Consider the following 17,231-nt stretch of genomic DNA (forward strand, 5'->3'; position numbering starts at 1 on the left):
ACCAATATGAACAATAAAAACAAAGTATGAAAGCTATCATATTAGGAGCTACTGGAGCCGTAGGAAAAGACCTTGTTCAGCAGCTCATCAGCGATGACACCTTTGAAGAGATTGACCTCTTCGTAAGAAGAGATGCAGGGATTCAGCATAAGAAAGTAAAGACGCACATCGTTGACTTTGACCAACCGGATAATTGGAGACTACAGATTCATGGCGACATCGTATTCTCTTGCATGGGAACATCACGCAAGACTGCTGGCTCAAAGGACGCTCAATACAAGGTAGACTACACTTATCAATATCAATTCGCACGCACTGCTGCAGAACAGGGAGTAAAGGCTTACATCCTCGTATCGGCTGCTATGGCAAATCCAAAGGCTCATTTCTTTTATCCAAGGATGAAAGGTGAACTAGAGGAGGCCGTTAATCAATTACCTTACCAGCAGATTTCCATCCTCAGACCACCCTCGTTAATACGCAAGAACACCACTAAGACGAGTGAGAAAATAGCTGTTTCTATTTTTAAATATCTCAATCGCTTCGGGCTATTCATGAGCCAACGCCCCATGAAAACAGAGCTTGTAGCACATTGTATGATTGAATTGGCAAAGAGCAAACAATCAGGTGTCTTTGAGGCAAAAGATATGTTTTCCATGGATAAATAGCGATTCTTTCCATACAACACAAGACTATTCCAAAGAAAAACAGGGCATGAGATTATACAATAGGGAGTCTGCCATAGAGTGCATGAACAGACTAGCAAAAGAGAATAAAGACTTTGTCTTCATCATTAACTATGAAGCCAATGGAGCATACATAGCCGAAACTTGTGATATAGATCCTACGGAGTTATTATGTTCCTTTCCCTCTTTTAACAACATTCCAACAAACGAATCCTATGACCAAGAGGCTGTTGAATGGCATATCGAAGCCCTCAAAAGGGAAGAGTATGAGCCACGTATCAACCTTATCAAGCATTATGAACGGAAAGGAGATAGCTATCTTGCCAACCTAACATGCAAGATTCCCATCCAAACAAACCTCTCTTTGCATGACATCTTCATACGTTCAAAGGCGTTATATCGCTGTTGGATGAAGGGAAAGTTCGTCTGTTTCTCTCCCGAAATATTTGTTCGTATCAATGAGAAGGGCGTTATCTCTTCTTATCCAATGAAGGGAACGATTGATGCCAACATCCCCGACGCAAGGAGAAAACTGATGAATAACAAGAAAGAAGCGGCAGAACACGCCACTATTGTCGACCTTATCCGCAACGATTTGGGTATGATTGCCAATCAGATAAGCGTTTCTCGCTATCGATACATCGACCGTTTGGCGACAAATAAAGGACAAATATTGCAGACGAGTTCGGAGATTACAGGACAACTCGCTGCTAATTACAGAGAAGAAATTGGTAGTTTGCTTTTCCGTCTACTGCCCGCTGGATCAATAACAGGTGCTCCTAAACGGCGAACCATGGAGATTATCCATGAGGCGGAAGGCTATGAGCGAGACTTCTATACGGGCGTGATGGGTTGTTACAATAATGGTTCTCTGGATAGTGCAGTGATGATTCGCTTCATAGATGAGGATGAGCAAGGGCATTACTACTATAAGGCTGGGGGCGGTATAACGGCTCAGAGCAATAATGATGACGAATACAACGAGGTAATAGAAAAGGTTTATGTGCCAATATATTGAGTCTTTAAGGGTTGTGGATGGGCACATCTGCAACCTTGCATACCATCAACAGCGAATGAACAAAACACGATTAGAGATGTTCGGACAGCCTACTCCCCTACTCCTTAATGATGTTCTCAAAGGCATAAAGGCTCCTTCAGGGCTTGCTAAGCTGCGTTTTGTATATGATGAGGCTGGTATTCATGACATTAGCTGTACGCCTTACACACGCAAGAATATCCACTCCTTACGTCTTGTCACGGCTGACGACATTGATTACAGATACAAGAGTGTGGATCGGTCAGCCCTTAATCAACTCAAAGAAAAGCAAGGCGAATGTGACGATATATTGATTATTCGCAATAACCACATCACTGATACCTCTTATACAAACGTGGCTCTCTATGATGGCAAACAATGGTTTACGCCCTCTACCCCACTCCTTCGAGGTACTATGAGGCAGAGTTTGCTGGATAAAGGACTATTACAAGAGCGTGAACTCCTCGTTTCCGACCTCCCTAACTACAAGCAGATTAGCCTCTTCAATGCTATGATGGAACTCGGCGAGGTGGTCTTACCAGTAAACAAGATCATAGGTTAGAACGTTAGAGATATAGGCTCTTTTCCATACAAGAAGAGCCTCCCCTATCCTACAGCACACCAGCTATTAAATCATTAGAAACGCCTGTCTGTTCACAAAGAAACCCTGTTTTAATTAAATTATTAAACTAAAAAATAACTATTATCAATCTATTTATAATTTATTATTAGTCTATTCTTTAATTATCAAAGAGTCTATCTATGATATAAATAAGCCTTTACGCTATCATTAAAAGGCTTTTCATATCTTATACAAGCCTATTAGCTGCATTGCTATATGGCATTTTTAAGAGAAGAGACAGAGCCTGTATTGCAGAAAGAAAGATAATTGCAGCAGACTTAAAAACATACAAATAGAACAGAATAACAAGTAAAGAAGAAAGGAGGAAACCATGAGCTAGAAAGTAGTAAAAACCCCAGAATACAAAAATCTTATGTTTTTTTGGTATTGCAATACAAATATCTTATAAAGATTTTGTTGTCCATTACAAAATAGCTATATTTGTCCTTGTATGCAACAAGAGCATATTTACGAATCAGGCAGATAGTTTCGTACAATCGTAACATCTGATAATATAGATAGTTTCATCCTATGAGAATACCGCAAAAGAGGATACATTACCACTTTATTGATTACCTTTATTATGTCGGAGAACATAAATACACAGGGCGAATGGATGGTCCATTTATGATTTGCCTGCCGCTTTTTATGCCCTTGATGATTTTATTCTTCAAGCTAAATATATACGTAATAAGCCCCAAATGGGACTTTTGTATAGCTTTTCTGATTGTCTTTCTAACAGCTAACTATATCATCTCTAAGCTATACGAACGTAATAACAGGAGAGAACAAGTACTCAAACACTTTAAGAAAACACTATGGGGAAATGATGCAGTGATGGCTGCCTTTATATTAATGTGGTTTCTTATAAATGGGATCCTACCCCTATTTTTCATCAAACTATAACACATAAAAAAGCCAATACACGCCAGTTTATGCAAGACCAGTATGTATTGGCTTATATTATAAGTGCTTATTACGAATCTATCCGTTCAGTATCTTCTTAATGTCGTTGAGCTTATTAAGGGCTTCAACAGGCGTCAAGTTATTGACATCCAGCCCTAGAATCTCATCACGAATCTGCGTAAGTACAGGGTCATCAAGCTGGAAGAAAGAGAGTTGAACGCCCTCCCTACTCTTCTCCAAATGCTCGATAGCAGTCTTACCAACACTTCCCACTTGTGAATTATCAGCCTCTAACTCCTTTAGAATAACGTTTGCCCGCTTTACTATTGAGCGTGGCATACCAGCGATTTCAGCAACATGAATACCGAAAGAGTGCTCACTTCCGCCTCGTGTTAACTTACGAAGAAAGATGATCTTACCATCTACCTCTTTCACAGATACATTATAGTTTTTGATGCGAGAGAAGTTCTTCTCCATCTCATTCAATTCATGGTAATGGGTCGCAAAGAGCGTTCGAGCCTGTGCTTTAGGGTGCTCATGTAGATACTCAACTATCGCCCATGCAATGCTTATACCATCGTATGTACTGGTGCCACGACCCAACTCGTCAAAGAGAACTAACGAACGTGTCGTAACATTGTTGAGGATATTTGCAGCCTCAGTCATCTCTACCATAAAGGTTGACTCACCTAGTGAGATGTTGTCGGAAGCCCCCACACGTGTGAAGATCTTATCTACTATACCAATACGCGCACGCTCCGCAGGAACAAAACAACCTATTTGCGCCAAGAGAACGATCAGTGCTGTTTGACGCAAAAGGGCTGATTTACCAGCCATGTTAGGACCTGTTATCATCATAATCTGCTGATGTTCGGTATCTAACTTGACGTCATTAGGAACGTACTGTTCGCCTATTGGCAACTGAGTCTCTATAACAGGATGACGCCCTTGGTGTATATCTAGGACATCAGACTCATCCACTGTCGGGCGCACATAATGCTGTTGTAAGGCTATCTTCATAAATGACAATAAGCAGTCGAGATGTGCCACAAGGTTGGCATTAACCTGTATCTGTGGGATAAAAGACTGCATATCTTGAATCAACTCCATGAAGAGTTGCCCCTCACGAGCCAATATCTTCTCATCAGCACCAAGTATCTTCTCTTCATACTCCTTAAGTTCTGGTGTGATATAACGCTCTGCTTGTGCCAGTGTTTGCTTACGAATCCAATCTTCAGGAACCTTATTTTTAAAGGTATTACGCACCTCTAAGTAATAACCAAACACATTATTGAATCCCACCTTAAGCGAACTTATGCCCGTCTGTGCGATCTCTTTCTCTTGTATCTCAAGTAGATACTGCTTTCCATTATCACGAATTGAACGTAAATCATCCAATTCCTTATCATATCCAGACGCTATCACGTCCCCTTTAGCAACTAGTTGTGGTGGGTCAACATTGATCTCTTTCTCTATACGATCACGTAGGCTCGCACAGAGATTCAACTGTTCTCCTATCCTATTCAACGACTTATTATTCGTAGAAAGGCATTCTGCTTTCACTAGTTCGATAGCCTTTAAAGCATTCTTCAGCTGTACCACCTCACGTGGAGAAACCCTTCCAACAGCTACCCTAGATATGATTCGTTCTAAGTCACCCATCTGGTGGAATTGTTCATCAATGTTGTTACGAAAATCGGAGGCTCGGAAGAAATGATCAACGATGTCTAATCGTTCGTTGATAACCGCTACATCTTTCAAAGGAAAGACCACCCAACGTCGCAGCATACGCCCACCCATAGGGGTGATAGTATTGTCGATGACATTAAGAAGAGACGATCCACCCTCATTCATAGGGGCTACCAGCTCTAGAGAACGAACCGTAAAGCGATCCATTCGTACGTATTTATCCTCTTCAATACGCGTTAATGAGGTGATATGATTTATCTGTGTATGTTGCGTAAGGTCAAGGTATTGCAGGATAGCACCTGCTGCTATCACACCATTAGACAAGTGTTCAACACCGAAACCCTTAAGGTTTTTAGTGCCAAAGTGCTTTAGTAACTTTTGACGAGCAGTCTGATCAGTGAAGACCCAATCGTCCATCTCAAACGTACATAAGCGTGTTCCAAAGTAACGTTCGAAGTCTCTTCGCTTCGAACGATCGAACAATACCTCCTTAGGTTGGAAACTTCCAAACAGCTTCTCGACGTAGTCAAAGGTTCCTTCACCCGTTAGGAACTCACCAGTTGATATATCCAAGAAACTGACACCACATGCACTTTTACCAAAGTGAAGTGCTGCTAAGAAGTTATTCTCCTTATAGTTCAACACGTTATCACTAAGAGCTACACCTGGAGTAACCAACTCTGTGATACCACGTTTCACCATCTTATCCATTGCGGATAAGCCTTTTTTGCCCTTAATAGCCTCTCGCTTCTTCTTAGGGTCTTCTAATTGATCGCAAATAGCAACTCTTTTACCAGCTCGGATGAGCTTAGGTAGATAGGTGTCAAGGGCATGATGAGGAAAACCAGCCATCTCTATAGAACCGCTAAGTCCCCCATTATTACGACGAGTAAGGGTTATACCAAGTACACGAGCTGACTCCACAGCATCTTCACCATACGTCTCATAGAAGTCACCACACCTAAAGAGTAACATTGCATCAGGGTGTTGTGCCTTCATCGAGAAGAACTGTTTCATCATTGGGGTTAGTCCCTTATCGTCTTTTGCCATATCTTTTACTTCCTTATTAAGTCTGTTTCTATTTTATCCTTAGACTTACAAAATTACAAAAATAAGGAGGAAAGCCCAAATAATTAATTACCTTTGTCTAAAATAAACACAAACATGGATATATTAATTATAGGATTAGGAGTTATCGGAACAACTTATGCTTCTGTGTTTAAAGAGGCTGGACACAATGTTGAACATTATATTCGGGAAGGAAGTAATAAGGAATATATAAGCAATATTGAAGTTACATTATTAGATGGAAGAGAATCATCAAAGGGTATTCAAGTCAAAAAAGAATATACAGTAAATCCACATTCAAAGAAAGAATATGACATGATTTTCGTAAGTATCTCACAAGGGAAGATTGCCAATGTGATGGAGATACTACAAAAAGAAGCATTCAAAGGCACAATACTCTTATGCTGTAATCTATGGTATGACAAGCAATATTTTGATAAAATTATGCAAGGATATGATTATATCTTAGGCTTTCCCGTTGCTGGAGGTTGCATAAAAATAAAAAAAGAAGAGCTTGCTACTAAAGCTGAACTTGATTGTTGTTTATTCGATCATTTCATGATAGAGTCTAAAAATAAGACAACCATATCAAATTATGAGGCTATTTCTAATCTATTTAAATCCTCTAACATCAAACTTGAAAACCCTTATGACATGTTGGAATGGATATGGATACACATGGCTATCAACGCTGCAGTTATCTCTGTCATAGGTAAAAATGGAGACATAAATGACAGTATAGCATCAGTTCATAAACTTATGAATTCTCTAAAGCTATTGGCAACTACGATTAAAACTATTCGTGAGACAACAAAAATAGCTGCTTCACGTGGTATTAATATGAAATATTACAGAAATGAGTTATGGGTATATAAACTACCAGCTCAACTTTCTGCCATTTTCATGAAACGTATGTTTGCCACAAACAATCTTACAAGAAGGATTATGGAACTGCATGGAAACATTGATGACTTATTGTATATTTGCAATAGCGTATATAAAGAAGGAAAAATAAATAATGTTCCAGCTCCGACTTTTTATCAATATTTTGAAGATGTTACGAGAATAATTAAATAAAGAATAAAAGAATTATAAGGAAGGGAAAGAGCAACTTTAAACCTCTAAATGATATCTAATAATAAGTTTATCTCTATCCTTTTATTTCCTAAAAAGCTATCACGAACAAATTATTTTAATGAAAAGGAATATTTCGACTTATACGACAAAAAGAGACCAATTTTAGGTCTCTTTTTTGTCACTTATGCTGGTTTTCAATATATCATTACTTCTTTTTATAAAGAATCGGATTCGTTGAAGGATCGTTGTACATCTTCATCTGCCTGTAAACCTTCATATATTTTCGTCCATGCTGAATATCATCAAGCAACTGATCAATAGCCAAACTAAGATCTTTCTGTTGCTCACAAAGGATATTCAACTTCGACTTACACTTTTTTATATGCTCCTCTGATGCATCTTTACGCTCGGTCTGCTCCTTCATGTGATATATCTTTAATGCAAGGATAGAGAGGCGATCTACCGCCCACGCAGGACTCTCTGTATTAATAGTAGCATCTGGTAAAGGCGTTATATCAGAGTAGAGTTGACGGAAATAAGAGTCTATCTGTTCAACAAGATCTGTACGATCTTGATTTGAACGGTCTATTCTGTGTTTGAGACTCATACCATCTTCTGGACTGATATGTGGGTCACGGATAAGATCTTCGAAATGCCATTGAACAGTATCAATCCAGCATTTCAAATAGAGTCGATTCTCTATCGACTCTCTGTCATAAGGATTATTAATCGGGGTATCAACATTATCTGTGACATGATAATCACGAATAGCTTGATTAAAGATCTCGTTACAATGTTCTGTAAATGACATTCGGTTATTACTTTTTTGTTTATTGTGCAAATATAAAGCAAAATACTTAAAGCACAAAATAAAACGGACGTTTTTAACGTCACTAGACTTGAAAGAAAGAGGAGTTGGATACAAAAACTATAACAAGAGCATATTTCATATAAGGTAGATAACAATTCTCTCATGCTTATAAGAGGATAGTTATCAATAACCTAGCAAACTATTAAGAATATTAGAGAACCTTGCTTACTAATTAACAAAGGCTCTTCTTTATACAAGAAAAGCATCTCTAGATATTGAAAAGGGCATATCTACATCTTACATATAGCATGTTCACATTTCATATATATAATAGATGTAAATGGTATTAATACAAGAAAAGAACATAACAATAAGTCTAAAAAGCGAGAAATAAGAACAATATCTATAAAAGATAATTTAATTTTCCCGTCATCACTATCACACTTTTATCTACCTACAAACATCTGAGAAATAAGCTCTTACTACAAATATTAAATATGACAGTATCCAAAAATAAAAATAAACTCAGCTTTTTAAATAGATTAAATGAAGTTGACTTTAGATGTAAAGGTCATAAAAGAAGGCTAACTTTCAAACCAACTTGAGTCCAAACACAAGTTTTTTTAATAGAGAATAAACTTATCTTTATAAGTTATTATCGCATAATTCATGTAGAGAATTTAAGCAAAAGAAAGGTTGAAAGTAATTTACCTTATAATATAAGTAATATTTGAATGATATGAGATAATTATTTGAAGAGACGCAAGATAAAGTGATAAATCATAGAAAAACATGCACAAACCATAGGGTGTTGTGCATAATTAAGTGCTTTTTTACATCAAAAACTTGCATACATGGAAAATTTATATTTCCTTTGCAGGCGCATTTTAGAATTTAGAAATCAATATTAAACAATTTAAAACTTACAGTTATGTCAGAAATTGAATCAAAAGTAAAGGCTATTATCGTAGATAAACTTGGTGTTGACGAGGCAGAGGTTAAGCCAGAGGCAAGCTTCACAAACGATCTTGGTGCAGACTCTTTGGATACTGTAGAGCTCATCATGGAATTTGAGAAAGAGTTTGGTATCTCTATTCCAGACGATAAGGCTGAGAAGATTGCTACTGTTGGCGATGCAATCTCTTACATTGAGGAAAACGCTAAGTAAGTTTAGCCTATATGTAAAAAGCACCAGGCAAAGCACTTTGTTTTGCTTGGCTTTTTTTTAGGTTACTTGTTTTAACTTATATTTCAACGCATGGAATTAAAGAGAGTAGTTGTAACAGGTCTTGGTGCCGTCACTCCTATAGGTAACACTCCAGAGGAGACTTGGCAGAATATGCTGGCAGGTAAAAGTGGTGCTGCACCTATTACACATTTCGATACAACACAGTTCAAGACCCAATTTGCATGTGAGGTTAAGAACCTAAACATCAACGAATACATTGATCGCAAGGAGGCTCGCAAACTTGATCGGTACACTCAATTAGCAATGATTAGTGCTATACAAGGTGTTAAGGATGCAGCCATTGACTTGGAGAAAATCGATAAAAATAGGGTTGGCGTTATCTATGGTGTAGGTATTGGTGGTATCAAAACCTTTGAAGACGAGGTTAGCTATTATGCACAACACCCTGAGAATGGTCCTAAATTCAATCCATTCTTTATCCCAAAGATGATTGCTGATATCGCAGCAGGACAGATTTCAATCCACTTTGGATTCCATGGTCCTAACTACACAACGACATCTGCATGTGCTTCATCTACTAATGCATTAGCATCAGCATTTAATCAGATTCGTTTAGGAAAGGCTGACATCATTGTTAGCGGTGGTGCAGAAGCAGCTATTTGTGCTTGTGGTGTAGGTGGTTTCAATGCTATGCATGCACTTTCAACACGCAATGATGATCCAGAACACGCATCTCGTCCATTCTCAGCAAGCCGTGATGGTTTCGTAATGGGAGAGGGTGCTGGTTGTTTGATACTCGAAGAATTAGAGCATGCAAAGGCTCGTGGTGCTAAGATCTATGCAGAGATGGTTGGTGAAGGTGAATCAGCTGATGCTCATCATATCACTGCTTCTCATCCAGAGGGACTTGGTGCTAAACTTGTAATGCAGTCTGCTTTGAATGATGCAAACTTAAAGCCAGAGGATATTGACTATATCAATGTTCATGGAACTTCAACTCCTGTAGGTGATATATCAGAGGCTAAGGCTATCAAAGCTTTATTTGGTGAAGCTGCTTATAAGCTCAACATATCTTCTACAAAGAGTATGACAGGTCACTTACTCGGTGCCGCTGGTGCTGTAGAAGCTATGGCTTGTGTATTATCAGTGCAGAATGATATAGTTCCTCCAACTATCAATCACGAAGAAAATGATAATGATCCAGAGCTGGATTACAACTTAAATTTCACGTTCAACAAAGCTCAGAAACGTGAAGTTCGTGCTGCACTCAGCAACACCTTCGGCTTTGGTGGTCACAATGCTTGTGTCATATTCAAGAAATATGCTGAATAATATAGTTGATAGAATAAAGCTCCCTTTCCGCAAGGAGAAGGAGCTTTATTTGTCTTTGTACCATATCATTGGCTTTATTCCCCACAATATCGATTATTACAAGACAGCTCTTTTGCACAAGAGTATAGCACGTCGTAATGCAAAGGGAAAGCCTGTAAACAATGAACGACTCGAGTTTCTCGGCGATGCAATACTTGATGCTATTGTTGGCGACATTGTTTACGAGCATTTCCCATATAAGCGTGAAGGTTTTCTTACCAATACACGCTCCAAGATTGTACAACGTGATACACTCAACAGATTGGCTAAAGAGATGGGAATCAATCAGTTGATTCTCTCTAATGGGCACTCTTCTTCTCACAATAGTTATATGGGAGGAAATGCATTTGAAGCACTTGTTGGGGCACTTTATCTCGATCATGGCTACAATGCTTGTATGGAGTTTATGAGAAAGCAGATTCTTGGTGAACTCATTAATATAGATAAGGTGGCATATAAAGAAGTGAACTTTAAGTCAAAGCTCATCGAATGGAGCCAGAAGAATAAGGTCAATATGGAGTTCCGACTCATCGAACATGAGAAGGACAAACAAGGCAGTCCTACTTTCCATTTCCAAGTATTTATGGAAGAGATTGCATGTGGTGAGGGTCGTGGATACTCAAAGAAAGAAGGACAGCAAGAGGCTGCTAAACTCACTCTTCAGCGTCTTCGTCGTGAACCACAGTTCATTGAAGAGATCTTTTCAGCTAAGGCTAACCGCACAAAGATGGAAGAAGAACCCGTCTTAAATGTACCTGAAACATCGCAAGACATGAGTTTCATCGTAAGTTCAGATACAGAAAAAGAAAAGCAGGAAACGCCTTTCTATACAGAAGTATTCGATGAGAAAACATCCGCCGCAGACAATAAGAAGACAAAAGAAAATGCTTCTTTCCAACAGGAAGAAGATTCTAAGGCCGATGAATTCGATCTCTCGGGTATCTCTCATTCACAAAAAATAGACAAAGAGAGTATTATTGCGGCAGCAGAATCACAAGCTTTCGAAGAATAAAAACTATGCTGAATTAAGAAGAAAGAGGGCTTCTAATCTTAGACAAAATGACAGAAAGACATATCTTTCAATGACATATTACAACCTCTCTTTCATAGGCAATGAATCCCTATTCATCCCTAGCAAACAGTACTTTCTACTCCCCTCTCCATTCGGAGAGGGGGCGGGGGTGAGGCTGGTTGGGTCGAGTGTTGAGGCTTTTTTTCTTCTTTTCCTTGCTCATTTCATTTTATCTTCTTACCTTTGCCGCCGTGAAAGAATTAGCAATAACATATCAAGTGAATGAAGTACTGCAAAGAATTATCCGATTCTTTGCATCTTTTTGCACTTTATCTTTGGTCAATCCAAATAATTTGCTAACACACACACACACACACAATATGCGCACCTAGCGTACAATAACACATTTTTTCTTCTCGCATACGCGCGCGCGAAGCGTGCCGTAACCCCTGTAAACAAAGGACCTCTAGGAGTTTCCTTTGTTCGCTTTTTTATACCATTTTTGAAGACCGCTAAAACGCAAAATATAGCAATTTTTTCGAGTATAAAATCAAACTTACATAGTGCCACAGAGCATCAAGAGGAGGAGATAATTCATTGTTTTAACAACTCTTCTTATGCTTTCGTCCCTCTCTTGAACTCTGTGACACGAAGTAAAGCAAGTGAGAATCATTAATAATAACTATTTTTTAAATCAGGTAAATGGAGAAAACAAATGAAAGAAAAGCCTATTGTGCACCTCAATGCACGTGGCTTGAACTAGCAGAAGACGAATTAATGCGAGGCACATCGTTTGAGAGTACTGGCAGTGGTGGTGGCAGTGGTCACGCTTCAGCAGGTGATAGCGGAGGCTTAAGCGCAAAGTCAAACCCTTTCTTTGAGGAAGAGGATGAGAATGAAGAAACAGGATGGGAATAATAAACAAAGATTTCTTTCCAATTAACAACTAAATTAAAACAGAATGATAATGACTAAGAAAAGTATTTATTTCGGTACACTCTTGTTGACCGCACTTGCCCTTGGCAGTTGCGCCAGCGATGATACAGCCACAGATAAGACAGCAGGTAAGGACACACCAAAGACAGGTACAGTGTTCTCATCAGAAACGGAACCAGCTACGCGCACATCAGCTACCTATACTGGCAGTGGACTTGATTTCTATTGGACAGCAAACGATAAGATTTGGGTAAAAGATGACAACAATACTTATCACCAAAGCTCAGAAGACGATATTGCTAATCGAATAGCAGCAGTACCTGGCAGCACAACAACAGCCAAAGCGAAGTTCTGGGTTGAAGGAACATATTCTAATGGTACTTACAAGGTGCGATATACTGGTAAGAATGGCGTACAAGACAAGGTAACCATTAAGGCTTCACAGACGCAAAGCACTCCTAACGATGCTGCCCATATTGCAGAAGATGGTGACTTTGGTGTAGCAGATGCAACAGGTAGCGGAAAATATACCTTTACACTGAATCACAAGGCAGCGTATGTTACCTTTATGCCATATAACACACAAGGGAAAATAGGAGGAGTAATTCAGAAGATTCGTATTTCAACTTCTAATCCATCTGATCATTTAGCAGGAACATTTGATTTAGCAGATGATGGTACTTTGAGCAACCCAACAGGTACTTCAAATAGTGTAGAATTAAACTTAAGCAACTTCTCTATTCCTCAAGTTTCTACTTACACAAAGAATGCAGCAACAATGGTTGTCAAACCAGGTACTTACAGCAACGTAACGATAGAGTATACTCTCCACGATGCTGTAACTAATGTTTCTGGAACTATAAAGAGGACATATCCTTCTGTAACCTTTGATGCTGGTAAGAATACGCCAGTAAGGACTGATATGAGAATTAAGGTTTACCATGGTAATGAGTATTATATGTGGGATGCAGTAGATCCTTATTGGAAGGGTTATGAATGGAATAATCCAAATACAGCATTACGTTTCCAGCCGATAGTTAATGGGCAAAGTGATCCAACGCATATTCCTCAAAGTGGTACATCACGCAATTACAATGATATAGCCAGTGGTACAGCTTCACACAGTGCAAAGGATTGTCCAAATTCGAATGAATTGTGTTGGTATGCAGAGAAGGGAGAACCCTATTGGGATAATACTACCCTTTGGGTAACGATGGATCATTTATATGTTGGAGGAATGTGGTTCTTAAAACAGAGTGCAATTGCTTCAAAGAATGGTAAAAATGTCTCTGATTTGAAGCTGGCAGCTCCTAATGGTACTGATTATAATACAACTACATTTTATCCAGATGCTGGATATACAAACAATAGTGTACCGACTGGTATACCAAGTAATCTTAGTGATTATTTTTATCTCCCGACATTAGGTATTTATAATAATGATCCAGCAAGAACCTTTTTGAGCCCAGGCATAATTGGTGATTTCTGGTCAAGTACAACCTCTGGCAATATGGATAAGGTATGTATTTTATTTATTAAAGCTAATATAGTAAGAGTTTTCCCCACTCCCAGGAATGGAGGAGTCACTCGGTTTAGTTCTTCTAACGAAGATGAATATTGCCCATTCTAAGTTAGATGGTGTTTGTATTCATTATATGAGGAGCCTTGTCTTCCTTATATCAAGAGGAGGCTCTTCCTTATATCAAAGCAACGGTCTTCATATAATGAAGAGGAAGGTCTTGATATAATGAATAGAAGACGAAGCAAAATATAACTAACGGAGTCTTGCTGAAAGGGGAGGCTCCATATTTATTAAAACTTAAATTTATTATTGTATGATTTCATTCAAGGTAGTTGAGACCACTCACAAGATTGGTCCGAAAAAAGGTCAGAAAGCGTATAATGCTGTGCCGAAAGCTCCGATGAAGTTTTCAGCTGATTGGCTTGTTAACCGTATTGTTCGCGAAACTTCGTTGAGTGAGGGAGATGTAAGAAACGTGATTATCACCCTGCGTAATATTGCTATTGAGGTGATTAGCCTTGGTGGTTCGCTAGACCTTGGTGACTTATTCTCGTTCCGAGTTGCAATACCTTCAAAGTTGATTGACGATGTAAAGGAAGTCTCCGCTGAATCCTTGAAGCGTCCCCGCATCCTTGTTCGTTGGAAATCAGCCGTTACGGATGCGCTGAAGAAGATAGAAGTTGATGTGGATAATCCTGCAAGAAAGAAAAAGAGCCTCACCCCCGCCCCCTCTCCGAATGGAGAGGGGAGTAAAGAGAACCCTGGACCAGTGGCAGGATAGGAAAGCCTCCCCAAGCCAAAGGAGGGGATGTGCCTAACGGGAAGGAATGGAGAGGGAAGCATTAGGAGGGGATGTGCTTAATGAAAAACATTGCTCTAGACAATTAGGACAGAATACGTTTAAGACAGAAGCATAGGGACGTAACATGTGTAACAACATGTATGTTCCTATGCTTTTTATATTAAAAACCTATCATTACTACCTATTTGCTAGTCTCGAATTAATTATGTACTTTTGCATCAAAGATATAAACGTTTATTAGAACATGGCATTAAAATGTGGTATAGTAGGACTACCAAACGTTGGTAAGTCTACTCTTTTCAACTGTCTAAGCAGTGCCAAAGCACAGGCAGCTAACTTCCCGTTCTGTACTATCGAACCGAATCTCGGTGTAATTAGCGTTCCAGACGAACGCCTCAATAAGTTAGCAGAGATTGTTCATCCAGGAAGAATCGTTCCTGCTACATGCGAGATTGTTGATATTGCAGGGCTTGTAAAGGGTGCTTCTAAGGGTGAAGGACTCGGTAATAAGTTCCTTGGTAACATCCGTGAATGTGACGCCATCATACATGTTATTCGTTGTTTTGAGGATGATAACGTTGTAAGAGAAGGTGGTATGGCTGTTAATCCAATAGAAGATAAAGAAATTATTGATACTGAGTTGCAGTTAAAAGACCTTGAAACGATAGAGTCACAACTAGCAAAACAACAGAAGATAGCAGCTACTGGCAATAAAGATGCTAAGATTCTTGTATCTGTACTGAAAGCTTATAAGGAAGTACTAGAGCAGGGTAAGAATGCACGTAGCGTTGAGTTCGAAAGCAAAGAAGAACAACAAGCAGCACACGATCTCTTCCTTTTAACCACTAAGCCAGTCCTTTATGTTTGCAATGTAGACGAGTCTAGCGCAAAGATAGGCAATGAATACAGCAAACAGATTGAGAAGATTGCTGCTGAAGAGGGGGCTGAAGCAATGGTTATAGCTGCTAAGACAGAGGAAGACATAGCTTCTCTCGATAGTTATGAGGATAAGCAAATGTTCCTCGAAGAGCTTGGTTTGGAAGAGAGTGGTGTGAATCGTCTTATCAATAAGGCTTATCATCTCCTCAACTTACAGACTTTCATCACTGCAGGTGAGATGGAGGTGAAGGCATGGACATTCCATAAAGGATGGAAAGCACCACAATGTGCAGGTGTTATTCACACCGACTTTGAAAAGGGATTCATACGTGCTGAGGTCATCAAATACGAAGATTACCTTAAATATGGCTCTGAGGCAGCTATCCGCGAAGCAGGTAAACTAGGCATAGAAGGTAAGGAATATGTTGTACAAGATGGTGATATCATGCACTTCCGATTCAATGTATAAGCAATAACTCACATCACTATGAATACGTTACTTTATATTGCTTGGAGACCAGACGAGTATCTCATACATATTGGTTCAGCAGGTATTCGATGGTATGGAATGTGTTGGTTGATTGGTTTAGCACTCGGCTTCTTCATGATGAAGTGGCTCTATAAACGCCATAATTACCCTGATGAGAAGTTTGAACCACTCTTCCTTTACATGTTCATAAGCGTTCTTGCAGGTGCAAGATTGGGTCATTGCCTCTTTTATGAGCCTGAATACTTCCTTACTTCATGGGATCATGTCATCGAAATGATTGTCCCTATCAAGCATTTAGCTAATGGTTCATGGACTTTCTCAGGCTATCAAGGACTCGCATCACACGGTGGTGTCATTGGAATGCTCATTGGTTTATCCCTTTACATACACCGTATGAAGATGCCAACATGGGTTGTTCTCGACTTCTTTGGGATTGTTTCAGGGCTCACAGCAACGTTTATTCGTCTTGGAAACCTTATGAATTCAGAGATAATCGGTAAGGTTACTGATGTGCCATGGGCGTTTATTTTCTATAAAGTTGATACTTATCCACGCCATCCGGGGCAACTCTATGAGGCGATAGCATACATTTGTTTCTTCGCGATCATATACTTTATATATAGACGCCACCCTGAGAAAGTGGGTACAGGACTCTTCTTTGGTCTCTGCCTAACGCTTATCTTCACCTTTAGATTCTTCATTGAATACACCAAAGAGGTGCAAGAAACATTCGAAGCAGGTCTTCCTATTGATATGGGACAGATACTTAGTATTCCATTCATTATAATAGGTTTAGGAGCTATCAGGCACTCCGTTAAAGCAAAACCAACCAAAGTATAATACTTTTAGAGACTGTTCTAAATATCAATCTATCGGTTAAATACACCATAGTTGATATTTGGAATAGTCTTTTTTTATGCCTTTTTCTATTATAACAAACACTATTCTATGAAACAAGAAATAATCTTCTTTACAATTAAAAATATTCGAATAGGGTAGAGGAGAACCTTTCTTAATCTATAAATTAATCTATTATTATATTTCTTCTTGCCTATTTTCTTTCTTCTTTTAGTTTATTTATTAGCATAAGAAGAAGTATTCTTCAATTTAGGGAAGTTCTATCTCGATTACACACAGG

The 17,231-nt window shown here is 39.0% G+C and carries 14 protein-coding genes; 12 read left to right on the forward strand and 2 right to left on the reverse strand.

Features of this window, described 5'->3' with window-relative positions; translation table 11 throughout:
- Positions 1-26: 26 nt before the first annotated feature.
- From HMPREF9969_RS02780 to HMPREF9969_RS02790, 3 genes are read left to right on the forward strand one after another with little or no spacing between them, the layout of a single operon-like run.
- Entirely contained in the window at positions 27-665 is a 639-nt protein-coding gene (locus HMPREF9969_RS02780; protein ID WP_009434335.1) for an NAD(P)H-binding protein, read from the forward strand.
- Positions 666-711: 46 nt separating this feature from the next.
- The gene (locus HMPREF9969_RS02785) at positions 712-1,701 is read left to right on the forward strand and encodes an aminodeoxychorismate synthase component I (protein ID WP_009434407.1); all 990 of its coding nucleotides are present in this window, start codon (positions 712-714) and stop codon (positions 1,699-1,701) included.
- A complete protein-coding gene (locus HMPREF9969_RS02790) occupies positions 1,685-2,281 on the forward strand; it encodes an aminotransferase class IV family protein (protein ID WP_009434411.1) in 597 nt (198 codons plus the stop codon). Before HMPREF9969_RS02785 ends, HMPREF9969_RS02790 begins: the two co-directional genes overlap by 17 nt.
- A 1,044-nt stretch (positions 2,282-3,325) precedes the next feature.
- On the opposite strand, the gene mutS is transcribed toward HMPREF9969_RS02790, so the two are convergent.
- Positions 3,326-5,986: a DNA mismatch repair protein MutS gene (gene mutS, locus HMPREF9969_RS02800; protein WP_009434346.1), complete on the reverse strand. Its 2,661-nt coding sequence runs from the start codon at positions 5,984-5,986 to the stop codon at positions 3,326-3,328.
- A 114-nt stretch (positions 5,987-6,100) separates the two neighbouring features.
- On the opposite strand from mutS, the gene HMPREF9969_RS02805 reads away from it, so the two are divergent.
- Entirely contained in the window at positions 6,101-7,081 is a 981-nt protein-coding gene (locus HMPREF9969_RS02805) for a ketopantoate reductase family protein (protein WP_009434340.1), read from the forward strand.
- Between the two features lie 205 nt (positions 7,082-7,286).
- Here the strand turns inward: HMPREF9969_RS02805 and HMPREF9969_RS02810 are convergent, their stop codons facing one another.
- Complete coding sequence (locus tag HMPREF9969_RS02810) at positions 7,287-7,892, reverse strand: DUF4254 domain-containing protein (RefSeq protein WP_009434364.1); 606 nt, start codon at positions 7,890-7,892, stop codon at positions 7,287-7,289.
- Positions 7,893-8,823: 931 nt separating this feature from the next.
- Between HMPREF9969_RS02810 and HMPREF9969_RS02815 the strand changes: the two genes are divergently transcribed.
- The 8 genes from HMPREF9969_RS02815 to lgt all read left to right on the forward strand — a co-directional run bounded on the left by HMPREF9969_RS02815 (position 8,824) and on the right by lgt (position 16,933).
- Positions 8,824-9,060, forward strand: coding sequence for an acyl carrier protein (locus tag HMPREF9969_RS02815; protein ID WP_004347843.1), 237 nt, complete (start codon positions 8,824-8,826; stop codon positions 9,058-9,060).
- Positions 9,061-9,150: 90 nt separating this feature from the next.
- On the forward strand, positions 9,151-10,413 hold the full coding sequence (fabF, locus tag HMPREF9969_RS02820; protein ID WP_009434334.1) for a beta-ketoacyl-ACP synthase II: 1,263 nt from the start codon (positions 9,151-9,153) through the stop codon (positions 10,411-10,413).
- Complete coding sequence (rnc, locus tag HMPREF9969_RS02825) at positions 10,403-11,464, forward strand: ribonuclease III (RefSeq protein WP_009434392.1); 1,062 nt, start codon at positions 10,403-10,405, stop codon at positions 11,462-11,464. Before fabF ends, rnc begins: the two co-directional genes overlap by 11 nt.
- 702 nt (positions 11,465-12,166) lie before the next feature.
- Entirely contained in the window at positions 12,167-12,382 is a 216-nt protein-coding gene (locus HMPREF9969_RS02830) for a hypothetical protein (protein WP_036894786.1), read from the forward strand.
- Positions 12,383-12,431: 49 nt separating this feature from the next.
- Complete coding sequence (locus tag HMPREF9969_RS02835; protein WP_009434372.1) at positions 12,432-14,030, forward strand: hypothetical protein; 1,599 nt, start codon at positions 12,432-12,434, stop codon at positions 14,028-14,030.
- A 205-nt stretch (positions 14,031-14,235) separates the two neighbouring features.
- Complete coding sequence (locus HMPREF9969_RS02840; protein ID WP_009434376.1) at positions 14,236-14,703, forward strand: HU family DNA-binding protein; 468 nt, start codon at positions 14,236-14,238, stop codon at positions 14,701-14,703.
- A gap of 265 nt (positions 14,704-14,968) precedes the next feature.
- On the forward strand, positions 14,969-16,072 hold the full coding sequence (ychF, locus tag HMPREF9969_RS02845; protein ID WP_009434352.1) for a redox-regulated ATPase YchF: 1,104 nt from the start codon (positions 14,969-14,971) through the stop codon (positions 16,070-16,072).
- Positions 16,073-16,090: 18 nt separating this feature from the next.
- A complete protein-coding gene (lgt, locus tag HMPREF9969_RS02850) occupies positions 16,091-16,933 on the forward strand; it encodes a prolipoprotein diacylglyceryl transferase (protein ID WP_009434387.1) in 843 nt (280 codons plus the stop codon).
- Positions 16,934-17,231: the final 298 nt, after the last annotated feature.

The sequence above is a fragment of the Prevotella sp. oral taxon 306 str. F0472 genome (genome assembly GCF_000257925.1).
Lineage (GTDB): Bacteria > Bacteroidota > Bacteroidia > Bacteroidales > Bacteroidaceae > Prevotella > Prevotella vespertina.

Bases quoted from the DNA above. Each gene is read 5' to 3' on its own strand.
- HMPREF9969_RS02810 (WP_009434364.1), bottom strand. From the start codon at position 7,892: ATGTCATTTACAGAACATTGTAACGAGATCTTTAATCAAGCTATTCGT.
- HMPREF9969_RS02830 (WP_036894786.1), top strand. From the start codon at position 12,167: ATGGAGAAAACAAATGAAAGAAAAGCCTATTGTGCACCTCAATGCACG.
- HMPREF9969_RS02780 (WP_009434335.1), top strand. From the start codon at position 27: ATGAAAGCTATCATATTAGGAGCTACTGGAGCCGTAGGAAAAGACCTT.
- HMPREF9969_RS02815 (WP_004347843.1), top strand. From the start codon at position 8,824: ATGTCAGAAATTGAATCAAAAGTAAAGGCTATTATCGTAGATAAACTT.
- HMPREF9969_RS02840 (WP_009434376.1), top strand. From the start codon at position 14,236: ATGATTTCATTCAAGGTAGTTGAGACCACTCACAAGATTGGTCCGAAA.
- HMPREF9969_RS02790 (WP_009434411.1), top strand. From the start codon at position 1,685: ATGTGCCAATATATTGAGTCTTTAAGGGTTGTGGATGGGCACATCTGC.
- fabF (WP_009434334.1), top strand. From the start codon at position 9,151: ATGGAATTAAAGAGAGTAGTTGTAACAGGTCTTGGTGCCGTCACTCCT.
- HMPREF9969_RS02835 (WP_009434372.1), top strand. From the start codon at position 12,432: ATGACTAAGAAAAGTATTTATTTCGGTACACTCTTGTTGACCGCACTT.
- HMPREF9969_RS02785 (WP_009434407.1), top strand. From the start codon at position 712: ATGAGATTATACAATAGGGAGTCTGCCATAGAGTGCATGAACAGACTA.
- rnc (WP_009434392.1), top strand. From the start codon at position 10,403: ATGCTGAATAATATAGTTGATAGAATAAAGCTCCCTTTCCGCAAGGAG.
- ychF (WP_009434352.1), top strand. From the start codon at position 14,969: ATGGCATTAAAATGTGGTATAGTAGGACTACCAAACGTTGGTAAGTCT.
- mutS (WP_009434346.1), bottom strand. From the start codon at position 5,986: ATGGCAAAAGACGATAAGGGACTAACCCCAATGATGAAACAGTTCTTC.
- lgt (WP_009434387.1), top strand. From the start codon at position 16,091: ATGAATACGTTACTTTATATTGCTTGGAGACCAGACGAGTATCTCATA.
- HMPREF9969_RS02805 (WP_009434340.1), top strand. From the start codon at position 6,101: ATGGATATATTAATTATAGGATTAGGAGTTATCGGAACAACTTATGCT.